The sequence below is a fragment of the Sphingobacterium hungaricum genome, assembly GCF_015210005.1.
Taxonomy (GTDB): domain Bacteria; phylum Bacteroidota; class Bacteroidia; order Sphingobacteriales; family Sphingobacteriaceae; genus Sphingobacterium; species Sphingobacterium hungaricum.
Genome location: NZ_MU158698.1, coordinates 464,071 through 488,264 on the forward strand (window position 1 = coordinate 464,071; position 24,194 = coordinate 488,264).

Consider the following 24,194-nt stretch of genomic DNA (forward strand, 5'->3'; position numbering starts at 1 on the left):
TTATTTAGCGATCCAGATGTCAGTACCCATATTATCTGCACCTTGCAAAAGAGTTGACACTGCTTGATTAACATTTGCATTGTTTTCGCTATATTCCTCTTGAGGATATGCCAATCGTCTGGCCATTCTTTCCGTGCTCACACGTCCACCGCTATTATTCACCATTACAGGCATTAGCTTCGGATACCCTGTTCTCCGGAATTCCGTCCAAGCTTCAACACCTAGAGGGAATGTTGCGATCCACTTTTGAGTGATGATGCGTTCTAAATTTACTTCCGTCGCTGAAGCTGAAGCATTCCATTTAATGGTCGTTGTGCTTGTAGCTCCGGTGTACGAAAACTGTGCTTTTGGATCTATGTAACGTGCAGGAAGACTTACGTTATCCGCTATGTAGGCTGATGCGTTTCCTGCCCCCCATTGTTCGAATGACAGTGTGATACCCGTATTATAGAATCCTTCAGCAGCGGTGCCTGCAGAAACTTGAGGAATTCCCATCTCCCATCCCTTTAAAGCACCCTCTGCACGGATAAAAGCAACTTCTGCAGCATTAATCCACAATACTTTGCCGTTTTCAGCGATGTTGTAGTTTGAATAATTTTTCACATCATCTCCGCTTGGAATGTTAATTCCAGAACGCAATCCATTTATCGCATTTGTTCCTGTTGTGAAGGTTGTGGGATTAAAGTATTTGGCAGCTCTAGGATCTTTAAACCCATTCATGTAGGAAGTTATATCTGCTGATACCCGCGAATCTCCTCCATTGTACTCAAACATCACAACCCTAAAAGGATTTTTCAACGTTGGCTGAACAAGAGCATTGTCCACATTTGCCGTGATTACACCAATTTCATGGCTTACTGCTTCTTCTGCTTTCGTTCTTGCTAATGATGGATTCGCTTTTGAAACGTAAATCGCTAAACGCAGTTTTATTGAATTGGCTAATTTGATCCATTGAATCACATTACCCCCATAAACTAAATCTGCCTTTGACGAGAAATTCTCGTTTCTTCTTGCCGTCAACGTTTCAATAGCTTCATCAAGCTGATCGAACATCAAGTTATAAACAGCTTCCTGAGAATCATAAGGTGCATTTAGAGCGCCGTCTACTCCCACTTTTGAATAAGGGATCGGCCCATAAATATTGGTCACCCTTGATATCGCAAGAACTTTTATGATATCAGCGACGGCATGTGGCACGACATCGTCTGTCACCACTTTTACCTTATTATTTCGAATAAATATATTCGGAATAATATCATTAAAAGCAACTCTCGCCCATCCATTTTCAGGATTATAAGTCGCGAAGTTCTTACCATTAAATCCATTGTTAGAATCTGATAGATAACCGCCGTATGAGCCACCTAACAAACATTCCGTAAACTGGTTGGTATTCACATCCAACGGAACGACCCACGATTGTAAACCCGTCAATGCAGATGATAAAATATAGGCATCGCGTTCAACTTCTTCTTGCCTTGCGCCTTCTGGATTCGTGTTATATTTTTCAAAATTCTTGGTACAGCTAGATGCAAAAACTGATGCACACAATCCCAAAAAGATGATTTTCTTATTCATTTTCATACTAATTTCTTTTAAAACTTAAGTCTTACATTAAATCCTAGATTTCTTGTATTAGGAGTCATGAAATTATTAATTCCTTGATAATAGTTACCTGTTGTCGCTGTAGCCTCAGGATCAAATGGAGCTTTGTTATAGATCATCCATAAGTTTCTTCCTATCAAAGAAATGCTAAGATCACCAACATTTCCTAACATTGATTTTGGAAATGTATATCCGATGCTTGCTTCCTGTAGCCTTACATTCGTTGCGCTATACGTGTAAAATTGAGGAATACCACTTGTTCCACCAACTGTAGCATAGTAGATTTCTGGGTTAATTACATTGCTTCCATTTACAGTAACACCTCCATTATCTCTCGCAATCGCTGAAGCTTCCGATACACCGTAAGCATCCATTGCAGCCTGAGTCGCTGAATAAACTACTCCGCCAAATCGAGCCGCGAACATAAATCCTAAATTGAAATTTTTGTATCCGAAATCATTTCTCCAAGCCATGTTTGATTTAGGAAATACACTTCCTAAAAAGATATCACCTACATTATTATTTACAGATATTCCACCATTTTGATCAATGTATACATCACCATTGCTATCTCTTTGTAAATCAGACAATGAATAAATATCACCTAAAGAGCCTCCTGGTTTTAGTATGAATTTAGCTCTTCCTAACCCACCAACATCTAAACGGTTAATATCAATAACTTCTCCTGTTTCAGGGATCGTCCAATCACTGACCAACTCTTTGATTTCATTTTTATTTGCACTGAATGTATAATTAGACGACCAATTAAAATCATTCCAGGTTTTAGTATAACCTAAAGCTAATTCTACTCCTTTATTTAACACTTTACCAGTTTGAACACGGAAACCAGAATATCCTGCTGAAGCAGAAATCTGAGGATCGAATGTTTGGTTCATTGTCATTGCATGATAGAAGCTTAGATCTAAATTAAAACCTTGCAAGAAACGAGTGTTCAAACCAACTTCCCAAGAATCTGTACGTTCAGGAAATAGCTGTCCGATAGGATATAATGTCTGATCCATGTATTGCTGCAGTGTATAATCCCACGGATAAGTCAATGTAGCCAAATAGGGATCATAAGGCGTTGCTACTGATGCAAATGATGATCTCACTTTTAAGTACTCAATACTTGTTGGCAGATTAAGTGCTTCGGATAGCACAACGGAAAGACCTACTGATGGATAGAAGAAAGATCCTTGTTCAGAATACGGCCCGTATAATGCCGAATCCCAATCATTTCGTCCAGTCAGCGTTAAATAATAAGTGTTTTTGTAACCCAATTCAGCTGTTGCAAATATCGACTGTTGCTCTCTGATTTTATCTTCATAGCTGGGCGATTTTTTGCTGAAATCGATTTGATTAATACCAAACTTATTTGGAATTGCATTTGGTAAAATGGGGCCTCGAATCGGCAAGAATGTACCATCTGTTCTATTAATGATCGCACCTACATTCGCTTGCAATGAGAAATCGTTAAACTGCTTGTTAACATTTGCAATAAAATCTCCATAATATTGCTTCATATTATCATTCGTGATTCCATAAAATCCATTAATAGATCCATCCGTGATCGTTGTATTGGTAGTCGCATAAAGTTTCTCTGTAAAAACATTATTCGAATTATCCATACGACCTCTTGCAGTAAAACTCAACCAATCATTCAATTGATAGTTTAAATTCGCATTGAACATATAACGATCCTTTTTGTTGTTGCGAAGATTTCTATAGTTAATCCAATATGGATTTTGTCCTACGAATTCATTAATTCCCTGAGGCCAATATTGTGTATCTATTTTTCGCGTCACATCGTAGCGCTCATACATTTTAATATCATTCCAATCATCGCCTCTTGGAAACAGATATGCGGTTACGATTGGGTTTCCATACACCCCTTGATTGATCATGTTCTGATCATTTTGAAGGATGTAACTGAAACCCACATCTAAGGAAAGTTTATCATCTAAAAATTTGGACGTATTTCTTAACGTAAAATTATAGCGATCATATTTGTTATTTGGAACGATTCCGGTAGAATTTACCGCACCAGCAGATGCATAAGTCTGATTTCGTTCATTTCCTGTAGAAAATGTCAAAGCTTCCGTTGAGATTACGCCTGTTTTAAAGTAATCGTCAGCTGGATTGTAGCCCATGGTGTTGGCTTCATTCAATAATAAACCCCAGCTTTTATCATTCACGCCAGAAGCTAATGAACTTCCGGTCCCGTATCTATTTTGAAATTTAGGAAGCTGGAAAGCGGAAAGAAATTGAGTATTCTGTGAAAGTGTCAATGTTGTTTTGCCAATCACACCTTTTTTCGTTGTGATGACGATTGCACCATTAGATGCCTCCGAACCATATAATGCGGCTGCAGCAGCACCCGTCAAAACTGACATAGACTCAATATCTTCTGGATTGAAATCAGCAATACCTTCCGAAGACCCAGTCGAAGCAAATTCTTGTCCCTCGGCCCCTTTTCTGTTGAACATCGGAATCCCATCAATAACATAAAGTACATTACTGCTTTTCGAAATCGATTTAGTTCCTCTTAAAACAACCTTGCTTGCTCCTCCTACACCACCAGAACTCGCGTTGATATTTACACCAGCTACTCGTCCAGACAATGCATTGATAAAGTTAGCATCTTGAACTTTTGTCATTTCCTCGCCGTCCACTTGTTGTACATTGTAACTTAATGCCCTTTCAGATCTTCTGATACCCAAGGCGGTCACGACTACATCGTCAATGGTGTTATTATCGATTGCTAATTGAACAGTTAATTGACTTCCCAAAGAAGTTAAAGATACATTCTTCGCTTGATAACCTACATAGCGTACAACTAGTACATCACCGACTTTTACATTCGGTAAAGTAAATTCACCAGATGCATCTGTCGAAGTTGCATTATTGGCTCCTTGAACACTTACAGACGCTCCTTGAAGCGCTTGTCCATTTTCATCCCTAACAACACCTCGAATAGATGATTGCCTGACATTGGCCTCTGGCTTAATTACATCTGCATTTCGTACATTATTGGATCCCGGGCTGATCAAAATAGTACGATCTTTAATCTCGTAATTGACGTTTTGGCCTTGCACCAAAGTTTTAATTACATTTTCTAAACTTGAATTTTGGAAGTCGACTTGAATGTATTTATTATCATCCAACGTCTGACTAGAGTATAAGACGCTATACCCCGTTTGTTTTTTGATTTCCCTGATGAGATCTGAAGCTTTGATTTTCTGTTTTCTCAGAGACACAATGCCTTGACCCTCAGCAGCTAACGAAATCTGAAAAACCAGCATGAACAAGCCGATTAATCTGATCATTTTAAATGATTTAAACTGCATAATACTACCTTAGATTTAAAAATTATATAATTTAGTTGTTTATAATAGTTGCCGTTTTCAAGCGGCTAGAATTATCGTACTTGTATGATTCTATTGATGATAGCAAATTTGATGTTACTCGTTTTTTCTAATAAACTTAGAACTTCGCCAACATTCGCATACCTGGAAATTTCTCCGTTAAACTGTACCTGCTTAGCAGAATTATTCACATACAAAATGTCGACATCGTACCACCTAGACACACGTTCAAGAATAGATTCCAGCGATTCATCCCTAAAAACAAAAGAATTGTTTTTCCAATCGATGAAATCTTCAACGTCTACCTCTTTTACAGCAATGGAATTTCCGCTGACGGTTGATTGCTGACCTGGAATTAACTTTTTATCATTATTGATTAAAACCGACCCTTCTATTAAAGTCGTCTGTATGGCATTCGAATGATAAGAGTTAACATTAAACTTGGTTCCTAACACACGTATTTCCTGATTATCGGATTTGACAATAAATGGTCGGCTTTTATCCTTCGCTACATCAAAGAAGCCTTCGCCAGTCAATCGCACAGATCTACTTTTTTGTTCATTAATATCGACCGGAAAAGTAAGCGATGATAAAGCATTTAGAGAAACCATTGATCCATCGGGCAATAGAATTTCGTATTGTCCGCCCCGTGGAGTAGAAATTGTATTGAAACCACCTTTTAGTGATTTGTTGGCTTTGATTTCGTACTTTAATTGACCATTCGCCGTTTTAGTAATAATAATTCCCTCATCGTTCAGTACTTGTGAGGCGTTATCATTCAGTTCAATCTTACGCCCATCGCTTAAAGTCAATAAAGCTTTGTTTGAACCAGGAACGATTTCATCGCTTTGCTTAATAGCAGAAAAGCTAGTGTGCTGATTTTGCGCTCTCCAAAATAAAATTCCGAAACTGATTAAAAACAACGCCGCAACAGCAGGAATCCATTTTTTTAACGTTTGGATTTTAGCAATTTTTCGATCCTCCTTAACGATGCGCTGTTCAATTGAGTTCCATAAAGCAATTCGGTGTTCATCGAATAAGATTTTCTTTTCTTCTTTTGAAATCGTTGTCAGCCAAATTTCAAGCAATTGGCTTTCTTCTGGCGTACAAGTGCCGTTGGCATATTTCTTTAATAAAAGATTTACTTTATCTCTGGTCATAATTGGTGCTTTACAATTAGATGTTGCGCAAGCAGCCCTTATGGAGTACAAGAAAATTAAATTATTTTTTATCGATGAGGTATCCTATCAAGATAATAAGCTCTACGCCCTTGTAACTAAGTTTTGAGCGAAAAATTTTCAGCACGTTGCTGATCTGCTTTCTAACAGTTTTTTCAGAAATCCCCAATTGCAAAGCAATTTCTTTATGGGTAAGGAATTCTTCCCGACTCATCCTAAAAATCTCTTGCATGCGCGCAGGAAGTTTAGCAATTTCATTATCAAGAAACTCCCGCAATTGCTTCTCCTGAATTACTTCAGTAATAGGATCATAGAAAGGCGAAATAAAATCAATGATATTATCGAGGTATTGGTCTCTGTATTTCTTTTTGCGAATTCTGAAAAGCATTTGTTTACGCACAGACATAAAAAGCCAAGCACTTAAATTATCAATCGAGACCGATTCTCTTCTCAGCCACAATGAAGCGAAAACCTCCTGCAAGACATCATCAATATCCGCCTCATCCAAATTTAAATTATTGGCGTAAGCATATAACTTATTGATATAGCGCTCGTAGATTTCCTTAAAAGCCAAATAATCGCCTTGAGAAATTAATTGCACTAATCTCGAATCTGAAAAATTAGAATTGTCAATAGAATTGGTCATTTTTTGTATACAAAACAAAAAAATAAATGTCTTAATACGGCAAAGATAATGATATTTTAATAATTAATTTATTATAAACTCATTGTTGATAAAAGCAAATTATTCTAACGAGAAGAATATTATCAAGATTTTAAAAAACTCAAGCTATAAAAAAAAATTTTTAAAATATTTGTTTGAATTAAATGAAAATAATAAAAAATGCGAAATAGTGATTTTGTAGACAAAATACTACAGAAACAAAAAAGCCACTGGAAAATAAATTCCAGTGGCTTTTTTATAAGATTCGTTTCTTCTTAGTTTTGTTCCGCAGGAACAACAGAAACGTACGATTTATCATTTGCTTTTTTACGGAAAACAACTGTTCCGTCGATTAAAGCATATAATGTATGATCTTTACCAATACCTACGTTAGCATCAGGATTATGTTTAGTACCACGTTGACGAACGATGATATTTCCAGCGATAGCTCTTTGACCACCGAAAATTTTGATACCTAATCTCTTGCTATGTGACTCACGGCCGTTCTTGGAACTACCCGCACCTTTTTTATGTGCCATCTCTTTATTTTATTTTTATGACTTGCGTCAATGAAAAATTCGATTTATAAACTGATTCCAGTAATTTGGATCTTTGTAAATTGTTGACGGTGTCCGTTTTTCTTTTTGTAACCTTTACGGCGTTTCTTTTTGAAAACGATAACTTTATCACCTTTTAAATGAGACAATATCGTCGCTGAAACTGTAGCTCCTGAGATGCTTGGTGCACCTACAGTGAATTTACCACCATTTTCTGCTAACAATACGTTGTCAAATTCAATACTAGCGCCTTCTTCTCCTTGTAAACGGTGTACAAAAAGAAATTGGTCTTTTGCAACTTTGAATTGCTGTCCGGCTATACTTACTATTGCGTACATTGTTAAATACTATTTGTTAATTAATTTATTGAACCGCAAAGATAAGAGAAATTATTTATTCTACAAATCCTTTTGAATCTCTTCTAATGATTTTCCTTTTGTTTCCGGCAATCCCAAAATAAAAATAAAGGACAGCACCACCATAATCGCATAGAATAAGAAGATGTAAAAGCTTCCTCCCACAACAGTTTCCACGACAATCGGAAACACCCATGAAACTATTGCGGCCATCAGCCAATGCGTAGTACTCCCCAAAGAAGAGCCTTGAGCCCTCACTTCGTTCGGGAATATCTCACTGATAAACACCCAGATTACTGCGCCTTGCGATAAGGCAAAGGATGCAATAAATCCAACGATGTAATACAACAAGTATTCAGAATTACCCGATTTAAATCCAAATGCGGTCAACAACAGAAAGATAAACATGCCAACTGCGCCAGACAGCAAAAGTTTCTTCCGCCCTACTTTATCGATGATGCTCATCCCGATTAAAGTGAACATTAAATTAGTTCCTCCGATGAAAATCGGCTGTAAAAATGCATTTTCATTGCTAAATCCTGCCATCTCAAAAATCCGGGGAGCATAATATAAAATTGCATTTATTCCTGTAAGCTGATTAAATATCGCTAACAGAACTGCGAAAATAATCGGCTTCAGGTATTTCTTTTGAAATAAATTGACGTTTCGGTTATGTTCAGGATTTTCATCCGGCAAATCAATAAATTCTTCATGGAGCAAGCCAAAGACTTTTTTCGCTTCTTCCCGCTTACCATTCAATAAAAGCCAGCGTGGACTTTCGGGAATGTAAAATAACAGAATAAAAAAGATAACGGAAGGAATCGCCATAATGCCCAGCATGTATCGCCACGCATCGTCTCCTATACTCTGGAATAAATAATTTGTGAGATAGGCAATAAATATTCCTGAGACAATCATGATTTGAAATAGCCCAGTTAATTTGCCTCTATTTTTAGCAGGTGCGATTTCAGAAATAAAAATTGGCCCAACAACTGAACTTACGCCGACAGCCAGTCCGCCTAAAAACCGGAATACCAAAAACATTTCCCAGCTGAATGAAAGTCCGCATCCAATTGCTGAAAGCAAATAGAGCACTGCTACAAATTTCAAAACAGGTTTTCTGCCGTATTTTTGTGCAGGCTTGCTGGCAAAAATAGCCCCAAAGATTGTCCCAACCAACGATATGGATACGGTAAGGCCATGCCAGAAAGGGTCTAATTGCCAGAGTTGCTGAATGGTTTTTTCAGCTCCTGAAATGACAGCAGTTTCAAAACCGAATAAAAAACCGCCCAAAGAAGCGATTAATGCATATTTCCAAACGTTGTTCATAGTTGAATAGTTTTAGCTAAGCCTTTAAAAAGATTATGTTCATCGAAAGATGAAATTTTTATGGGAACCGAAATTGATTGTTCTAGCTGAGGCAGAAAAAGAGAATGCGCTTTGGCAATGCTTCCGCCAATCACCAAATAATCGACCGACATCGGAAGGATATACTGTTCGATAAATGAAATCAGATGAATAGTTAGATAAGAAAAAACCGCCAAACGTTCTTGTTCCAGTTCCTGGCTATCGACTAACTCTTTAACATTTTCCGCGCCGTTTTCCGAAATGGATTGTAAATAAGAGAGCATTCCTCTGGTAGAGATATAATCTTCCGAAATCCCTTCGCGATAATTGGCGGAGCCAAAATTCAAATCTTTAACTTCCGCATCTTCAAACAACGCCGAACCCAGGCCTGTGCCTAACGTAATGCCGACAACCCTATCATTGGCAAAGCCAAAATGATGAACTTCGCCTAATAAATAGGCTTGCGCATCATTGATAAAATAGATGTTGTCGTAGTTAATCTGATGGGTTTCAGAAAAATTTGTTTTTAGGTCCACATGCAGTAAATCTTGGTATTTATGCATCCCATCCATTTGGGAAATCCCATTGGCATAATCAAAGGGGCCTGGAATGGAAACCACTATCCATTCAACTGGAACCTGACTAAATGTGATGCTTTTATTCAGAAGCTGATTCCAATTGTTCAAGATGGAATCCTTATCCGCATGGCTATCGACTGGATTTGTAAAATAAGTACCGTCGACAATAGCAAGCGTATCATATTCGATAACAGCGGATGAAATGTGTGTCCCACCAATATCAACACATAAAATATATTTATTCATTTTTCATTAAGGCAAAGGGTCAAATTTTGTAGGTTTATCAGGATTAAAAATGGCTACCCCAACTTTAGAATCAGCACATCCATAATATAAAAACCATTTGGATTTAAAATACACAAGTCCTTGTATAAAGACCGTTCCATCTTTATATTGACCTGATTTTTCAAAATCTTCGATTGGCCTCAGAAAAGGTGTATCTAATCTCTTCAAGACTTTTGTTGGGTCATTCTTGTCGAACAGGACTTGTCCGGCAGAGTAAGTGCCTAACGCAAAACGGGTATCTCCGCGTTGTTTATGGTTTTGGCCATTGTATAAAAGCAAAATACCATGTTCAGTTAAAATTGCTGGCGGACCGCATTCGGTCAATGAACTATCAAAAAATCCAGCTCGAGGCTCAATGAATTTTGCCAATTCACCTTTCTCATTAAGTACAGGCTCCCAATTGATTAAGTCATCGGAAGTTGCTCCGCAAACACCACGCTCTCCCCAATACATGAAATATTTGCCATTCACTTTGGCAATAACTAAGCGGTCATTTTTTACAGTGGTAACAATTGAAGCTGATTTATGCGCTTGATTGACCAGGGCTTTGTAATTGGCGTTCTTAAAAATAGGGCCATGTTTGGTCCAATTAATTAAATCTTTTGATGTCGCTACGCCAAGTCTTGGAACATCTCGATTCCACTGCGTGTAATAGACAACATAAGTACCTTCTTCCGTCACAGAAACCCGCGGGTCTTCTATTCCGCCAGGCCATTCATATTGTTTTTGAGCATCATCGGCAGGAAATAAAACCGGCTCCTTCGCTCTTTTAAAATGGATTCCATCTTTACTTTCAGCTAGTCCTAATCGTGAAGTCCTAAATCCGATGCCAATACCAAATTTATCTTCAGCGCGGTACAGCACATAAATTTTTCCGTCTTTGACGACAGATCCTGGATTAAATGTGTCATTTTCTTCCCATTTAACCATTTTTCCGCTCATCGGGTCCAAAAATTCTGTGGTAGAATCGGGCTCAATAATCGGATTTAAGCCTGCTGGCCTTTCGAAACCGCCTAAGGTCCAGGTTTCAGATTGTATAGCAATGCTTTGCTTAGGCGTTTTACATCCCGCAAACCATGCAATAAATAGAAATAATAAATACGTTCTCTTCATTTGAATCTAAGTCAAAATAAAATTTAGCTAATCATTTCTAAAACGATATTGAGTATAATTTATAGTTGGTCAAAATTTAGAAAACCGGTTTAGCAAACTGCATAAAAATATCAATTAATTCGAAAATCAACAAATTTATTTCGAACTTTCTCGCACGATTAACGTAGCAGGAATTTCAATCTGGTCAGAAAGGATATCTTTGCCTTTTATTTGTAACAGCAAATATTTAACAATTTCTTTTGACATCGCTTCCAGAGGCTGTTCCATACAGGTGATGCTCGGAAAAATTATATCAAAGCTTTCATGGTCATCAAAACAAACGATGCCATAATTTTGAATGTTTAGCTTATTTTTTCTGAGCACTTTCAAACCTGAGATACACAGGTAATTGGTACTAAAATATAAGGAATCGACAGTTGGATTGGCCAACAACCATTTTTCGATGCTTTTTATTGCGTCGGTTTTATGCGTTTCATACGGAATCGAAAGAATATTTTCCTGCATTCCATTTTCTCTTGCAAAATCCACATAGGCCTCTCTCCTATCTTTCATTTGCGACTGTTCCGAATCGATGGTGATAAATCCTGTGTTTTTATATTGATTTTTCAGCAGATGTTCGCACAATAATTTGCTCGAACCATAATTGGTTGTCCCAATAAAGTTGGCCTGATTATCATCGATATTTCTATCGAAAATGATTAATGGGAATTTTAATTCCTGAAGTTCCTTGATTTGATTGCTTAAATCGAGCGTTGGAGCAATAATCAAACCCTCAATCTTTTTATCAATCATCGACTGCATAATGACTTTGGCTTCAATCGGATTACCCAATGTACTGCTATACAACACATGATAGCCCTGTGATTTCAGTTGGTCTTCGATGTAAAGTGCCATCGGACCAAAAAATGAATCTCCGATATCTTCAACAATCAAACCGATAGTAAGAGATTTTCCAGTTGCTAGGCTTCTAGCTAATGAATTCGGTTTAAAATTTACTTTTTCGACATAATCGAGAACTCGCTTTTCCAGAGCCTCGCTGATTCTAGCTTCTCTGGCTTTTCCATTGATAATCTTTGAAACAGTGGATTTGGATACTTTTAATTCTTTAGCAATCTGGTTTATCGAATTCATTTACTTAATTGATAGTGTTCATGTAGAAAGCAAATCTGTTCTCCCATTTTGATGTAATATTAAAAAAATATTTCAATCAATTTTTAATTAAAATAAAAAAAACCAAAACTTATGCTCACTTATTTGTTTTAAAAGAAGAATTAAATTTTATACTATGAAAACTATCGGACTATTTGTAGGGAGTTTACGAAGAGAATCTTTTAATAAGAAAATTGCGAATCACCTGACCGGCATTGCTCCTAAAGGATATGAATTTAAAATCATTTCCTTAGAAAAACTAGAGATGTATAACCAAGATTTTGACGATGATGGAAATCCTCCAGCTTCATACATAGAATTCAGAAAGCAACTCAACGAGTTGGATGGGTTTATTTTTATCACGCCTGAATACAACCGTTCTGTTCCAGCTGTTCTTAAAAATGCAATTGATGTGGGCTCTAGGCCTTACGGAAAAAACTCATGGGATGGCAAACCAGGAGCGATAATCAGCTCTTCTTTAGGAAACATTAGTGGTTTTGGTGCCAATCACCATTTGAGACAAAGTCTGGTTTTTGTGAATGTCCTGACGCTACAGCAACCAGAAGCCTACATTGCTTCTGTAAATAAGCTATTTGATGACACAGGAAAGCTGACGTCGGAATCAACTTCTGAATTTTTCCAAAAATTTGTGGATGCTTTTGCAAAATGGGTTGAAACAACTACATAGATTTTACTTCAAAATCTTGTAGACTTCCTCCTTATATTGTTCGCCTATATTTAAAGGTGTGTTGCCGATAACGATATGCGTTTTGCTGATGGACTTTATTTTATTAATTGACACGATAAATGAACGATTGATGCGAATAAAACTTTTAGGAAGAATTTGCTCTATGGTTTTAAGATTCATTAGAGCAGTAACAGGTTCCGCATTTTGCAAAAAGACCTTCACGTAATCCTTGTCGGATTCAATGTAGATTATTTCGCTCAAATTAACCTTAACATGCGCATAGCCAACTCGCAGGAATATATAATCTGAAGAAATTGCAGGCTTTTGCAGTGTGGACATTTTCTTATTGATTTCGTCAAAATATGACCACGCTTTTAAGGATGCGCTTAGGAAATCATGGTAGTTTAGTGGCTTTAATAAATAATACAACGCATCGACCTTATACCCATCTACAGCAAATTGATTATACGCTGTCGTAAAAATAATCCGATATTCATGCGAATTATCTTTAGACATAATCATTTTGGCGAAATCCAATCCGTTTAATTGAGGCATTTCTATATCCAAAAAGATAAGATGAACTTTTTCATTTTTAATCTGATGAAGAGCCTCTAAGGGATTCGTGTATTCTCCAACGAAGTTCAGAAAAGGCGTTTCTAAAATAAATTTTTTAATCAACGATAGTGACAAGGGTTCGTCGTCAATCGCAATGCAATTCAAAATCATACTAGTTCCAATGTTAGTTCTACCTTAAAATGTTTGTTAAATCCGTTATCATCGATATGCAGTTCATATTGCCCTGGATATATCAATTCAAGCCTTCTTTTCGTATTGCTCAATCCTATCCCATAGGACTCAGGCTGTTTTGAATTTGATTGATCAAATCGTGTGTTGATGACTTTTAGACTGAGCTTATTATTCTCCACCTGCAGACTGATAATTATTTCAGCCTTCTCGTTGACGCTCACACCATACTTAAATGCATTTTCAATAAAAGGCATTAAGATCATCGGCGCAATTTTATGATCGACCTGCAGGGTACTATTGATAAATATAATTTTTACATTATCATTCAGGCGTAGCCTCATCAAAGAAATATGATCATTGATAAAAGCAATTTCTTGCATGAGATTGGTTTTGTTTTCTGAGGAATCATACAATATGTAGCGCATCATGCGCGACAATGTTTGCAACGCACTTCTAGACTTTTCAATATCAGTGTAAGACAAAGAATAAATGCTATTCAATGTATTGAAAAAAAAGTGGGGATTGATCTGTGCCTTTAAAAAGGAAAGTTCTGCATTTAAATTCTGTTTCTGAAGATCTGAGCTTTCCTGAGTTTGCTTTTGCAATTTCTTAAAAACTGAAAAGCTGGTGCTCACCCCGATCATGAGTATGCTAGATAATGTGACCAAGCCATCGAAAAATTGAGGTAGTTTTCGAGTCGGGACATTATTCAGCACGTTAATCTGGCGCCGGATATTGTATGTGCTTTCAAAGAAAAAGCTCGCGCCCAATAGCGCTATTGTCAGGGCAATGATTATTAAAGAAAACAGCAGGTATTTTCGCTTAAGGAGTACATTGGGCGTGAAGTAAAAATAATTCAAAAAGAAGATAATGGCCATAAGCAATGTCATCATGCATTGTTTAATCCAAAAAATCTCGGGCAATACGAAGGTCCAATAGATTGGTGGATAAAAAAGCAAACCAAAGACGAATATTAACCAAAAGGATAAAATCATCAAAATTCCGTTCGTGACATTTTTATTCACAGCGTTCATAATCTAACCGTCTTTTTAGCAAAAGAATATATAAATTTAAGCATATCCATAAAATTCCATAGAATGGTTACAACAACCTACGAAACCTAATTTTTTACCGATGAAGCAATTTCAAAAATTTTTGTCGTTTACCAAGCACTTTATATCGTCTAAAATCTATTATACATCTGATTAATTATTTTTCCATTGGAAATATTATTTCCTTCGCTTATTCATTTAATATTCGAATGTTTAAATATTTTAACATATTCATATTTTTTGTAACAATAATTAAAAATCATTTCTTGATATATAAATATTGTTAAAAACATGTTGCTAGAATATCTTTTCGAATTATGATTAAGAATGCCAATCACCCAATAAGCTAGGATTAGCTCAACTAATTTTAGCAACACTCGAAACAGTAGAAAATGCTTTCCATCCAGCCTTTTCTGTGACGGCTCTACATCTTTATCAAGTGATGAATATTGAATTTGAATTAAAATTGCGCGGAACCATCCGCAGATTTAAACAATAATTCATCACTCCAGAAAAACAAAAAAGTCAGCAATTTTAAAATTGCTGACTTTTAAATTTTCGTATCTCTTTCTATTTAGCCATAGATTTCGTTTAGCTCTTTGGCTAATCGGATTCCTGCTTTTAACAGACAAGCTTCCATTTTATATTTGAATTTATAACCATAGCCATAGGACAAGTTGGTATCTAACGCAACGTCTGCATAAATTTCATTCGCCAAAGTATGCGATTCAAATAACCAATCTTCAAACGTACTTGACGTATACTGAGCATAATGATTTTTATCGTAAATGTCCAGCACTCCAGCATATTCGCTGTATGAATATTGTTCGCCTTCGATTAAATCACTATCCCAAACGCGGTGGATATTCGATTTGCGACCAAACCAAGTCACATCGATGCGATTTCCGCCCAAATCTTCCTGACGGCTAACATGCATGGGCTGATGTGCGTCTGCCAATAGATGAACGATGTAATACAAATGTTCTTGCTTTTGTTCTAACGATAAGTTTCCTTGCTTTGCTTCTTGCTTTAAGCGCAAATAAGCTTTGTACAAATTGTTTTCAGGTGAGCTTTGCAACGCTTGCACAAAATTCTCGTAGCTTAGATTCCCTTGCGTATTGATAAAATGCCAAGAACTTTCCTCTTTGCGAGCTGGATTTGGGTCTGATTTCACAAAATCTGCCCAATTTGACCAATAGGCGATTTTTTGATGACCGATGATTTTATCAATGTTTCTCCTCGCTTTTTTCGTCAGGTGATTTTCAGCAATTTGAGAAATTGTGCGATGACCGGTTAAGCCCCAAGCCGAAGCTTCTAAACTGATGCTATAAATCAGTGCAAAAGCCAGAACATATTTTATACATTTCATTTGGCAAAATTACATTATTTATAGCTATTTGAAGATAGAAAAACCATATTTTGCAGTCGTCCAAAAATCATCCAACGCAAGCAGGCGTGGCTTGAAAAAACTGATGAGTTCGGGCCAATCCTGCTCATTATACAGGTTGACGCCTTTCAATTCCTTATAGATTCGAGTCGTCGCTTTTCCATAGGCATCCACAAATTCCTTTTCCCAAACCCAATCCTCGCCTACAGTCTCTTCAAAAATCTTTTTGTAAGTTTTAAATGTTTCAAACTGGAGTTCGCGAATTCCCGCATCAGGATTCGCCATTTCAATCATAATCACCCCCTGATATTGGTCTGCATCCATTCTGAAAAACAAATGTTTTATGCCCGTTTTATAATTGACCCAATTAATCTTTTCGCCTTCGGCGGAAGGAATAACCGATAGGTACTGACCAAACCTTGTCCAAAACCTCTCCTTGCCCTTTTTTATTTCTTCTTTTGAGTACACTTTTGTAAAGTAAAAAATAAAAATGGTAAAGCAAAAAACGGCATCGAAAGCTTCTAAAAATCAAAGACAGCTCTCCTTCGACAGTAATTATATAAACATCACTCAAAATTGTGTAAAGATTAACCTAGGCAAAGGCAGTAACTTTGTTAAAAGAATAAAAAAATGAAAGAGTCTCAGTCCATAGCCATTCCCCTGCTCCATGTCGATAGCGAACATTGCGCGATGGTCGTTGATAAGGGTTTGTCAAAAATAAAAGGAATTAAATCGCATGCGGTTGAATTAAATAACAGCCGTGCTTTGATTTCGGCAGATAAATATCCCGAAGAAGCAGTGCAGTCTGCCGTAAAAGAAATTAGGGATTTAGGATACGATGTCCCGACGGTAAGCAAAAACTTTGCTGTCACCAGTATGTCCTGCGCTTCTTGCGCAGGAAATACCGAAGCGACGTTAAACAATCAAGTTGGCGTGGTTAAAGCGGAAGTGAATTATGCAAACACATCGGCAAAAATAGAGTACATTCCAAGCCTTACTTCGGCAGAAGAATTAAAGAAAGCTGTTCAAAATGCAGGCTATGACCTTATCATTGATGAATCTGAGGACGCAAAAGATTCAGTGCAACAGATAAAAGAAAATCAATATCAAGCGCTTAAGAAACGTGTGTTTGGTTCTTTGCTATTCGCCATTCCTTTATTTATTATCGGCATGTTTTTTATGGATATGCCTTATGCCAATTACATCATGTGGTTTTTGGCTACGCCAATGCTATTTTATTACGGCCGTCAGTTTTTCGTTGGCGCATACAAACAAGCAAAACATCGTTCTGCCAATATGGATACCTTGGTCGCTTTAAGTACCGGAACTGCCTACATGTTCAGTGTGATTGTCACCTTGTTCCCTACCTACCTGCATAGCAAAGGAATTCATGCACATGTTTATTTTGAAGCTTCAGGAATTGTCATTGCTTTCATATTAATCGGAAAACTACTGGAAGAAAAAGCCAAAGGGAATACGTCATCCGCTATAAAAAAGCTAATGGGTTTGCAACCGAAATCTGTTGTCGTAGTTCGCGAGGATGGCGCCCAAGAGGAAATACCGATTTCATCGGTCAGTGTAGGCGATGTGATTTTGGTTAAGCCAGGTTCACGCATTGCTGTTGATGGCGAAGTGATTTCGGGAAATTCTTACGTGGATGAAAGCATGATTAGTGGTGAGCCGATTGCTGTTTCAAAGCGAGTAGATGACGATGTCTTCGCAGGAACAATCAATCAAAAAGGAAGCTTTCAGTTTCGAGCAAAAAAAGTAGGAAGCGATACCGTCTTGGCTCAAATCATAAAGATGGTCGAAGATGCACAAGGAAGCAAAGCTCCTGTGCAAAAATTAGTAGACAAAATAGCTAGCATTTTTGTTCCCGTTGTCTTAGCCATCGCTATTGTAAGTTTCGCACTTTGGTGGGCTTTAGCTGGCGAAAATGGATTTACGCAAGGATTGATTGCTTTTGTAACCGTACTTGTTATTGCTTGTCCTTGTGCTTTGGGATTGGCTACGCCAACAGCAATTATGGTTGGCGTCGGAAAAGGCGCTGAACAAGGGATTTTGATAAAAGATGCTGAAAGCCTACAATTGGCCCGTAAAATAAACGTACTTATTTTAGATAAAACAGGAACCATCACGGAAGGAAAACCTGCTGTTACGGAAATGAAATGGTTTGTTGAAGAACAGGATTCGCTTCGCAATATTTTGTACAGCATAGAAAAATCATCCGAACATCCATTGGCTGATGCGATAGCAAATTATTTAAAAGATGATGCTACATTCTTATCATCCATAAGCATTGAAAACTTAAGTGGCGAAGGAATTGAAGGCGTTTATGAAGGCGAAACTTATAGCATTGGGAACCAGCTACTAACTAAAAAAAGAAATATCCAGCTAAGTGAACAAGCGGGTGACTGGATAAATTCACAATTGGAAAAAGCACAAACTGTCGTTTTACTGAGCAATTCCAAACAGCTTTTGGCCGGCATTGCGATAGCAGACAAAATAAAAGAATCATCCAAAAGAGCTATTGAAGCTTTTCATACAGACCATATACAAGTCCATATGTTAACAGGCGATAATGAGCAAACGGCTCAGGCAGTCGCTAAGGAATTGGGAATTGATGTCTACAAAGCGAATGTATTGCCCGCTGAAAAGGCGGAATATGTAAAAGAATTGCAATCGAAAGGATTTGTGGTCGCGATGGTTGGCGATGGAATCAATGACTCGAATGCCTTGGCTCAAGCTGATGTCAGCATTGCCATGGGCAAAGGAAGCGATATTGCAATGGATGTGGCGAAGATGACGATTATTTCTTCTGACCTTTCGAAAATCCCGAACGCGATTCGTCTATCAGCTTACACAAACACGGCCATTAAGCAAAATCTTTTCTGGGCATTTATCTACAATCTGATTGGCATTCCAATTGCAGCGGGAATCCTATATCCTATTAACGGATTTTTATTAGACCCGATGTGGGCCGGCGCGGCGATGGCTTTAAGCTCTGTCAGTGTTGTTTCAAACAGCCTGCGGCTGAAGCTTAAAAAATTATCATAAACCACTACATTAAATTTACTACACAATGAGTACAAAACAATTCAAAACAACAATAAATTGCGATGCCTGCATCGCAAAAGTAACACCTGTCTTAAATGCAGATGAAACGATTACAAAATGGTCTGTCGACACTCAAAATCCAGATAAAATATTAACTGTGGAAGGAGAATCAATAGATTCAGACGACTTAGTGCATACACTAAAAAAAATCGGCTATAGCGCCGTAGAACTGTAATTTTAAAAAAATAGATTGTGAGAATTGCACTGATTAGTGATATCCATGGAAATCTTCCAGCCTTAATGGCAGTTTTGGATGATATTGACCTAAGGAACGTTGACCAACTCTACTGCCTTGGCGATTTAGTTGATTTAGCGCCTTGGTCAAATGAAGTGGTCAGTTTGATTAGGGAACGAAAAATCTCTTGTTTGATGGGAAATCATGATGAACTTATTGCCTATAATCTCCCCATCACAACTATAAAAGATAAGTCAGCAAAAGAGAACGAAGCAAGGCATCAAGCGATTTCTCACAGCCTTAACACGGTAAGCGATTCCAACAAAGCGTTTCTTGCCTCGCTTCCAAAACATATTCAGCTGAATTTTGAAAGTCAGATGGTGCATTTAACTCATGCTACGCCATTTGGCATCGCTGATTATGTTTTTGAAGATGACGTTCAAAAATTAAAAGCTTGTTTAGCGGCATCTAGCAGTTCGATTTTAGCAGTTGGGCACACGCATCTTTCTTACATACGTCAATTTGAAGAAGGCATCGTTATTAATCTCGGTTCCGTCGGACGTACCCAAGAGCCAGATGCCAAAGCAAGTTATGCCATGCTTGAGCTGAATCAAACCGATGTGTCAGCGAACATCATTAAAATAGACTATCCGATAGAAGAAACGATTAAAGGCATTTTAGAAAGTTCAGTTCCGGATTTCTACGCCGAATCATTGAAATCTCCTTCATCTTAAATTCTCTGAATAATTTTGTCATTGAATAAAAGGGAAACTTTTAAGGAATTTCGCTGTTAAGTACTAAAAAGGCAATAACATGGACAAAAAACAATCCCTCTTATTTCTATCCGCGGTTGCGGTAGGAACATTAGCATATAATGTATTAAAACCCGTTCGCTCGACAGTGGATGTGGTGGAAGATTTCGAGGAGGAAAAATATTTAGGAAAATGGTATGAATTAGCACGTTTTGATTTTTTTTGGGAGAAGAATCTAAAAAATGTGACTGCAGAGTATTCAAAGAATGCAGATGGAAGCATTAGAGTCGTGAATAGTGGATTTGACTATGTCAAAAACAAAGACAAGCAGAGCATAGGTAAAGCTAAATTTCTTGATGCATCAGATCGCGGGGCATTAAAAGTTTCGTTTTTTGGTCCTTTTTATTCAGGATACAATGTGGTTCAATTAGACGATGATTATCGCTATGCGCTTGTTTTTGGAGAGAACACCGATTATTTATGGATACTATCTAGGAACAAAAACATTCCTTTGGAAATCAAAGAAAAATATTTGGAATACGCTAGAAGTTCAGGTTACGACCTGACAAATCTTGTTTGGACACAACAGGATTAATTGAAAGAATTCTAATGAAAGATCGGTTTAAGTACAGAGTAATCAAGTGTTACATCTTCGGTAATAAGCTTAGATAGAATCTGAATGTCTTCCTGATCAATGATATTCCCTATCCCCAAGTTGTATAGTTTAATAAGATACAATGAAGCGTCGGGCTTTTCGCTTAGGGTAATACTCGAACTTCCTACATAAAAATTAAGCAAAGAAGTAGCGAAAGCCCCGAAGGCCTCGAAATCGAAATTATGTTTTTGTTCTCGAAGGTGATGCATGTATTTTTCAAAATCTCCCTGTATCATCGCTTCATGTTGATTTGTAATCATTATTCAAAACTACCAAAAATTATATACGCAAAAAAGAACCATCAAAAACTTACCGTTCTTGATGGCTCTTAAAAATATCAGTGTTTTATAAATTCTATCGTATTTTCAAAACCTATTTCCGGACAGAAACAGAAATTCGGCGATCAGTAATCCGATCAGATTCCGGAGCTGAAGCTTCATATTTGGCATGTTCAGAACCGTAGCCTTCTGTGTCTATCACTTGGGCGCCTGAACCTTCTGCAGTCAAAAATGTCTTCACGGCATTTGCTCTATCTAAGGATAGTTTTTTATTATATGCTTCATTGCCAGTTTTATCTGTATATCCACCAATCTTGATTTTCGCATCAGGATACGCTTTTAATATCTTATTCAGGTTTTGCAATTGATTTCGGCTATCTTCTGTTATGGTCGCTGTTTCCGTTTCAAAATTTAAATAATCAAAATCAAACCACTTATTTTTTAGCTCCTCATCCGATAGGGATTTATAATCAGAATTCAAAAAAGCAACCAGATTTTCTTCAATACCCGACGCATATGCATTCAAATTTTCGCCGTTTGGTAAAGCGATTGTTACATCCTGACGAGAAGCAATCGAGTCATTGTTCATTCCCGAATCCACAATTGCAACCGAATTAGCCGATGAACTTGTATCAACTGTTGATGTTGGTTTATCGTTGCTACAGCCTTTTCCAAAAACCATCCAAGCTACAATCAGTAAAATCGGAATCAGTAACCACCAATATCCGGCTCCTCTCGAATTTTTCTTGACTGATTCTGGCGTGTGTACAAAAGGAGGCTCTTCAGCAGCTTTGCGTTGCACCCGTTCATGATGTTTTTCTTCAACTGCTTGCGCAATAACGGAATCATTTACCACAACATCTTTCACTGGGTCGATAACAGGCTCTTTTGCCAACGGAGTTGGGTCAACTGGCGTTACCGGAGGAACAGGATGGTCTACATCGATTGGGGGAGTTGTCGGTGGTGAATCCACTTTTTCACTATCGACTACCGGCGGAATAATCGGAATATCGGGTTCTAAGTTCGCATAACTTGTTCCAAATGCGGCCAAGCCAATACTGGATGGAATCGCACTTGCAAAATTCGACTTATGCTCGTCTAGTAAATTAGTAATGGATGAGGAATTCCAGTTGGTACCATTTGCCGTTAAACTACCAAATACGGCTGGTAAAGCCAATCGTGCCAAATCTTTAACCGATGAAGATTTCAAATGCAGAAAATTGCTCAGCGTCGATACGACTGTGTCAATGTTGTTCCCAAATAAAGTATGCAACAAACTATTCTCTTTCGCTCGGTCTGCAGCTTGGTCAAGCGTAGGGTCATCGGTAGGTTCGGCAAAGGATTGCTGAAAATCATGTGTCGAAAAATAGCTTTTCACTTGTTCCAAAATTCCGCTCAAGCCTGTACCGGACTGATTTTGCAAGGCTAGAAATATTGAGGGAATAATCGCATCCAAACCACTTTTCAATGATTCTGTACTCTCCCCAGTCGATTGAGCTATACGATTTAACGCTTCGTCGTTTATATAGGACTTGGCCGTTTGAATTAGATTATTTTCCATAATAGTTTATCTTTGATAATGTGGTAATAACAAATCGTGTAACAATTTGTTTGCATATCTTGGTTACGTAAATTTAACCTTATCTTAATCCACTTAACCTTATCTTTGAATCAACTAAAAAAACAAACATGTTATCAAGAAAAATTTACGGACTTATTCTTTTATTTATTTTACAAATCGGAGTCAGTCTAGCCCAAAAACCAAAATACATTTTCTTTATGATTGGCGACGGAATGGGTCTCAATCAAGTGAATGCTCCGGAAGTTTATTTGGCAAGTAAACAAGGTAAAAACACTGTTTTTCCTTTGGTATTTTCAACATTTCCATATGCAACGTTTGCGACTTCCTATTCTTTATCTCATGGAGTAACGGATTCGGCCGCAGGAGGTACTGCTTTAGCCGTCGGCAAAAAAACCAAAAATGGCGTCATTGCAATGGATAGTTCCAGAACAGAAAGCTACAAAAGTGTCGCTTATTTAGCCAAAGAAAATGGCCTGAAAGTAGGCATCACAACGAGCGTGAGTATCGACCATGCTACGCCTGCGTCATTTTACGCCAAACAAGCTGACAGGGATATGTATTATGAAATTGGAAAAGATTTGATTAGTTCGAATTTCGATTTCTTTGCAGGTGCTGGCTTTTTAAGGCCGAACACCACATTCAAAAAAGAAGAAGCTCCTTCCCTATTTCCTCAATTTGAGCAAGCAGGATATACGCTGGTGAACGGAATTTCTGAATACCAATCCGAAAAAGTAAAATCGGATAAGATTATCTTAATGAATAATAAAGGTGCTGACAACGGTGCTTTAAAGTATGCTATTGACCAAGTGGAAGGTGATTTGACCTTATCTCAAATCACAAGCGCAGCTATCGAGTCATTAACAAAAAACAACAAAGATGGCTTTTTCTTAATGGTCGAAGGTGGTAAAATTGATTGGGCTTGCCATTCTAATGACGGTGCAACAGCAATTCAAGAGGTTTTAGATTTTAATTCATCCGTTGAAATCGCTTATGAATTTTACAAAAAATACCCTGAAGAGACATTAATTATCGTCACCGCAGACCATGAGACTGGCGGTATAGCTGTTGGAAACGGAAGCAGCACATTGCGCTTGAAAAATCTTGAAAATCAAAAAATATCGCAATCAGCTTTGTCAACAGTCATTTCTGATTTCAGAAAAAATAATCCAAAAGCAAGCTGGGATGATGTCAAAGCATTGTTAACTGCTAATGTTGGTTTATTCGGTGCTGTGAATGTTTCGAAAGAGGATGAAGCCGAATTAAATAAAGCTTACGAAAAAAGCTTTGTGAATCACGAACAAGAAACTTCGAAATCTTTGTATGCGAATGATGACAAGATTGCATCTTTATCCGTAAAAATATTAAATAAAGCTTCTTCAATAAGCTGGGCATCTGGTGGCCATTCTGCTGCTTACATTCCTGTTTTTGCAATTGGAGCAGGTTCCGAATTATTTAACCATAAAATGGAGAATACAGATATTCCAAAGTACGTAGCTGAAGCTGCTGGCTGGTCTTGGTAATAACAACAAACTATAAAAAAGCGAGCTCTTCCGAAAAGTAGAGCTCG

At 37.5% G+C, this 24,194-nt stretch carries 22 protein-coding genes; 6 read left to right on the forward strand and 16 right to left on the reverse strand.

Going from position 1 to position 24,194, the window contains the following annotated elements; translation table 11 throughout:
- The 10 genes from C4F49_RS05125 to C4F49_RS05170 form a co-directional block, all read right to left on the reverse strand.
- Positions 1-1,581 (reverse strand): RagB/SusD family nutrient uptake outer membrane protein, encoded by a 1,581-nt coding sequence (locus tag C4F49_RS05125; protein ID WP_196934804.1) that lies wholly within the window; start codon positions 1,579-1,581, stop codon positions 1-3.
- Positions 1,582-1,592: 11 nt separating this feature from the next.
- Positions 1,593-4,928 (reverse strand): SusC/RagA family TonB-linked outer membrane protein, encoded by a 3,336-nt coding sequence (locus tag C4F49_RS05130; RefSeq protein WP_231388214.1) that lies wholly within the window; start codon positions 4,926-4,928, stop codon positions 1,593-1,595.
- 92 nt (positions 4,929-5,020) lie between these two features.
- Positions 5,021-6,127: a FecR family protein gene (locus C4F49_RS05135; protein ID WP_196934806.1), complete on the reverse strand. Its 1,107-nt coding sequence runs from the start codon at positions 6,125-6,127 to the stop codon at positions 5,021-5,023.
- 61 nt (positions 6,128-6,188) lie between these two features.
- Positions 6,189-6,791, reverse strand: coding sequence for an RNA polymerase sigma factor (locus C4F49_RS05140; RefSeq protein ID WP_196934807.1), 603 nt, complete (start codon positions 6,789-6,791; stop codon positions 6,189-6,191).
- A 293-nt stretch (positions 6,792-7,084) separates the two neighbouring features.
- On the reverse strand, positions 7,085-7,348 hold the full coding sequence (rpmA, locus tag C4F49_RS05145) for a 50S ribosomal protein L27 (RefSeq protein WP_196934808.1): 264 nt from the start codon (positions 7,346-7,348) through the stop codon (positions 7,085-7,087).
- 44 nt (positions 7,349-7,392) lie between these two features.
- A complete protein-coding gene (gene rplU / locus C4F49_RS05150; protein WP_196934809.1) occupies positions 7,393-7,704 on the reverse strand; it encodes a 50S ribosomal protein L21 in 312 nt (103 codons plus the stop codon).
- Positions 7,705-7,764: 60 nt separating this feature from the next.
- Positions 7,765-9,051 carry a sugar porter family MFS transporter gene (locus C4F49_RS05155; protein WP_196934810.1) on the reverse strand — a complete coding sequence of 429 codons (1,287 nt, stop codon included), beginning with the start codon at positions 9,049-9,051 and terminating at the stop codon, positions 7,765-7,767.
- The gene (locus C4F49_RS05160; protein WP_196934811.1) at positions 9,048-9,893 is read right to left on the reverse strand and encodes an ROK family protein; all 846 of its coding nucleotides are present in this window, start codon (positions 9,891-9,893) and stop codon (positions 9,048-9,050) included. Before C4F49_RS05160 ends, C4F49_RS05155 begins: the two co-directional genes overlap by 4 nt.
- A gap of 6 nt (positions 9,894-9,899) precedes the next feature.
- Positions 9,900-11,045 carry a glycoside hydrolase family 130 protein gene (locus C4F49_RS05165; RefSeq protein ID WP_196934812.1) on the reverse strand — a complete coding sequence of 382 codons (1,146 nt, stop codon included), beginning with the start codon at positions 11,043-11,045 and terminating at the stop codon, positions 9,900-9,902.
- Between the two features lie 135 nt (positions 11,046-11,180).
- Positions 11,181-12,176: a LacI family DNA-binding transcriptional regulator gene (locus tag C4F49_RS05170; protein ID WP_196934813.1), complete on the reverse strand. Its 996-nt coding sequence runs from the start codon at positions 12,174-12,176 to the stop codon at positions 11,181-11,183.
- A 154-nt stretch (positions 12,177-12,330) separates the two neighbouring features.
- On the opposite strand from C4F49_RS05170, the gene C4F49_RS05175 reads away from it, so the two are divergent.
- Positions 12,331-12,882: an NADPH-dependent FMN reductase gene (locus C4F49_RS05175; protein WP_196934814.1), complete on the forward strand. Its 552-nt coding sequence runs from the start codon at positions 12,331-12,333 to the stop codon at positions 12,880-12,882.
- Between the two features lie 3 nt (positions 12,883-12,885).
- Here C4F49_RS05175 and C4F49_RS05180 read toward each other — a convergent pair whose 3' ends face one another.
- The 4 genes from C4F49_RS05180 to C4F49_RS05195 all read right to left on the reverse strand — a co-directional run bounded on the left by C4F49_RS05180 (position 12,886) and on the right by C4F49_RS05195 (position 16,536).
- Positions 12,886-13,608 (reverse strand): LytR/AlgR family response regulator transcription factor, encoded by a 723-nt coding sequence (locus C4F49_RS05180; protein WP_196934815.1) that lies wholly within the window; start codon positions 13,606-13,608, stop codon positions 12,886-12,888.
- Positions 13,605-14,663, reverse strand: a complete 1,059-nt coding sequence (locus tag C4F49_RS05185) for a sensor histidine kinase (RefSeq protein ID WP_196934816.1) — start codon at positions 14,661-14,663, stop codon at positions 13,605-13,607. The genes C4F49_RS05180 and C4F49_RS05185 overlap by 4 nt, the downstream gene beginning before the upstream one ends.
- A 592-nt stretch (positions 14,664-15,255) precedes the next feature.
- Entirely contained in the window at positions 15,256-16,050 is a 795-nt protein-coding gene (locus C4F49_RS05190; protein ID WP_196934817.1) for a S1/P1 nuclease, read from the reverse strand.
- A 24-nt stretch (positions 16,051-16,074) separates the two neighbouring features.
- A complete protein-coding gene (locus C4F49_RS05195) occupies positions 16,075-16,536 on the reverse strand; it encodes a DUF4268 domain-containing protein (protein WP_196934818.1) in 462 nt (153 codons plus the stop codon).
- Between the two features lie 162 nt (positions 16,537-16,698).
- On the opposite strand from C4F49_RS05195, the gene C4F49_RS05200 reads away from it, so the two are divergent.
- The 4 genes from C4F49_RS05200 (at position 16,699) to C4F49_RS05215 (ending at position 20,707) form a co-directional block, all read left to right on the forward strand.
- Positions 16,699-19,125 (forward strand): heavy metal translocating P-type ATPase, encoded by a 2,427-nt coding sequence (locus tag C4F49_RS05200; RefSeq protein ID WP_196934819.1) that lies wholly within the window; start codon positions 16,699-16,701, stop codon positions 19,123-19,125.
- A 25-nt stretch (positions 19,126-19,150) separates the two neighbouring features.
- Positions 19,151-19,360, forward strand: coding sequence for a heavy-metal-associated domain-containing protein (locus tag C4F49_RS05205; RefSeq protein WP_196934820.1), 210 nt, complete (start codon positions 19,151-19,153; stop codon positions 19,358-19,360).
- Positions 19,361-19,377: 17 nt separating this feature from the next.
- Complete coding sequence (locus C4F49_RS05210; protein ID WP_196934821.1) at positions 19,378-20,094, forward strand: metallophosphoesterase family protein; 717 nt, start codon at positions 19,378-19,380, stop codon at positions 20,092-20,094.
- Between the two features lie 79 nt (positions 20,095-20,173).
- Positions 20,174-20,707 (forward strand): lipocalin family protein, encoded by a 534-nt coding sequence (locus tag C4F49_RS05215; RefSeq protein ID WP_196934822.1) that lies wholly within the window; start codon positions 20,174-20,176, stop codon positions 20,705-20,707.
- Positions 20,708-20,718: 11 nt separating this feature from the next.
- On the opposite strand, the gene C4F49_RS05220 is transcribed toward C4F49_RS05215, so the two are convergent.
- Together C4F49_RS05220 and C4F49_RS05225 are read right to left on the reverse strand one after the other, a co-directional pair.
- On the reverse strand, positions 20,719-21,027 hold the full coding sequence (locus tag C4F49_RS05220) for a hypothetical protein (protein ID WP_196934823.1): 309 nt from the start codon (positions 21,025-21,027) through the stop codon (positions 20,719-20,721).
- Between the two features lie 112 nt (positions 21,028-21,139).
- A complete protein-coding gene (locus C4F49_RS05225) occupies positions 21,140-22,606 on the reverse strand; it encodes an OmpA family protein (protein ID WP_196934824.1) in 1,467 nt (488 codons plus the stop codon).
- A gap of 128 nt (positions 22,607-22,734) precedes the next feature.
- On the opposite strand from C4F49_RS05225, the gene C4F49_RS05230 reads away from it, so the two are divergent.
- A complete protein-coding gene (locus C4F49_RS05230; protein ID WP_196934825.1) occupies positions 22,735-24,147 on the forward strand; it encodes an alkaline phosphatase in 1,413 nt (470 codons plus the stop codon).
- Positions 24,148-24,194: the final 47 nt, after the last annotated feature.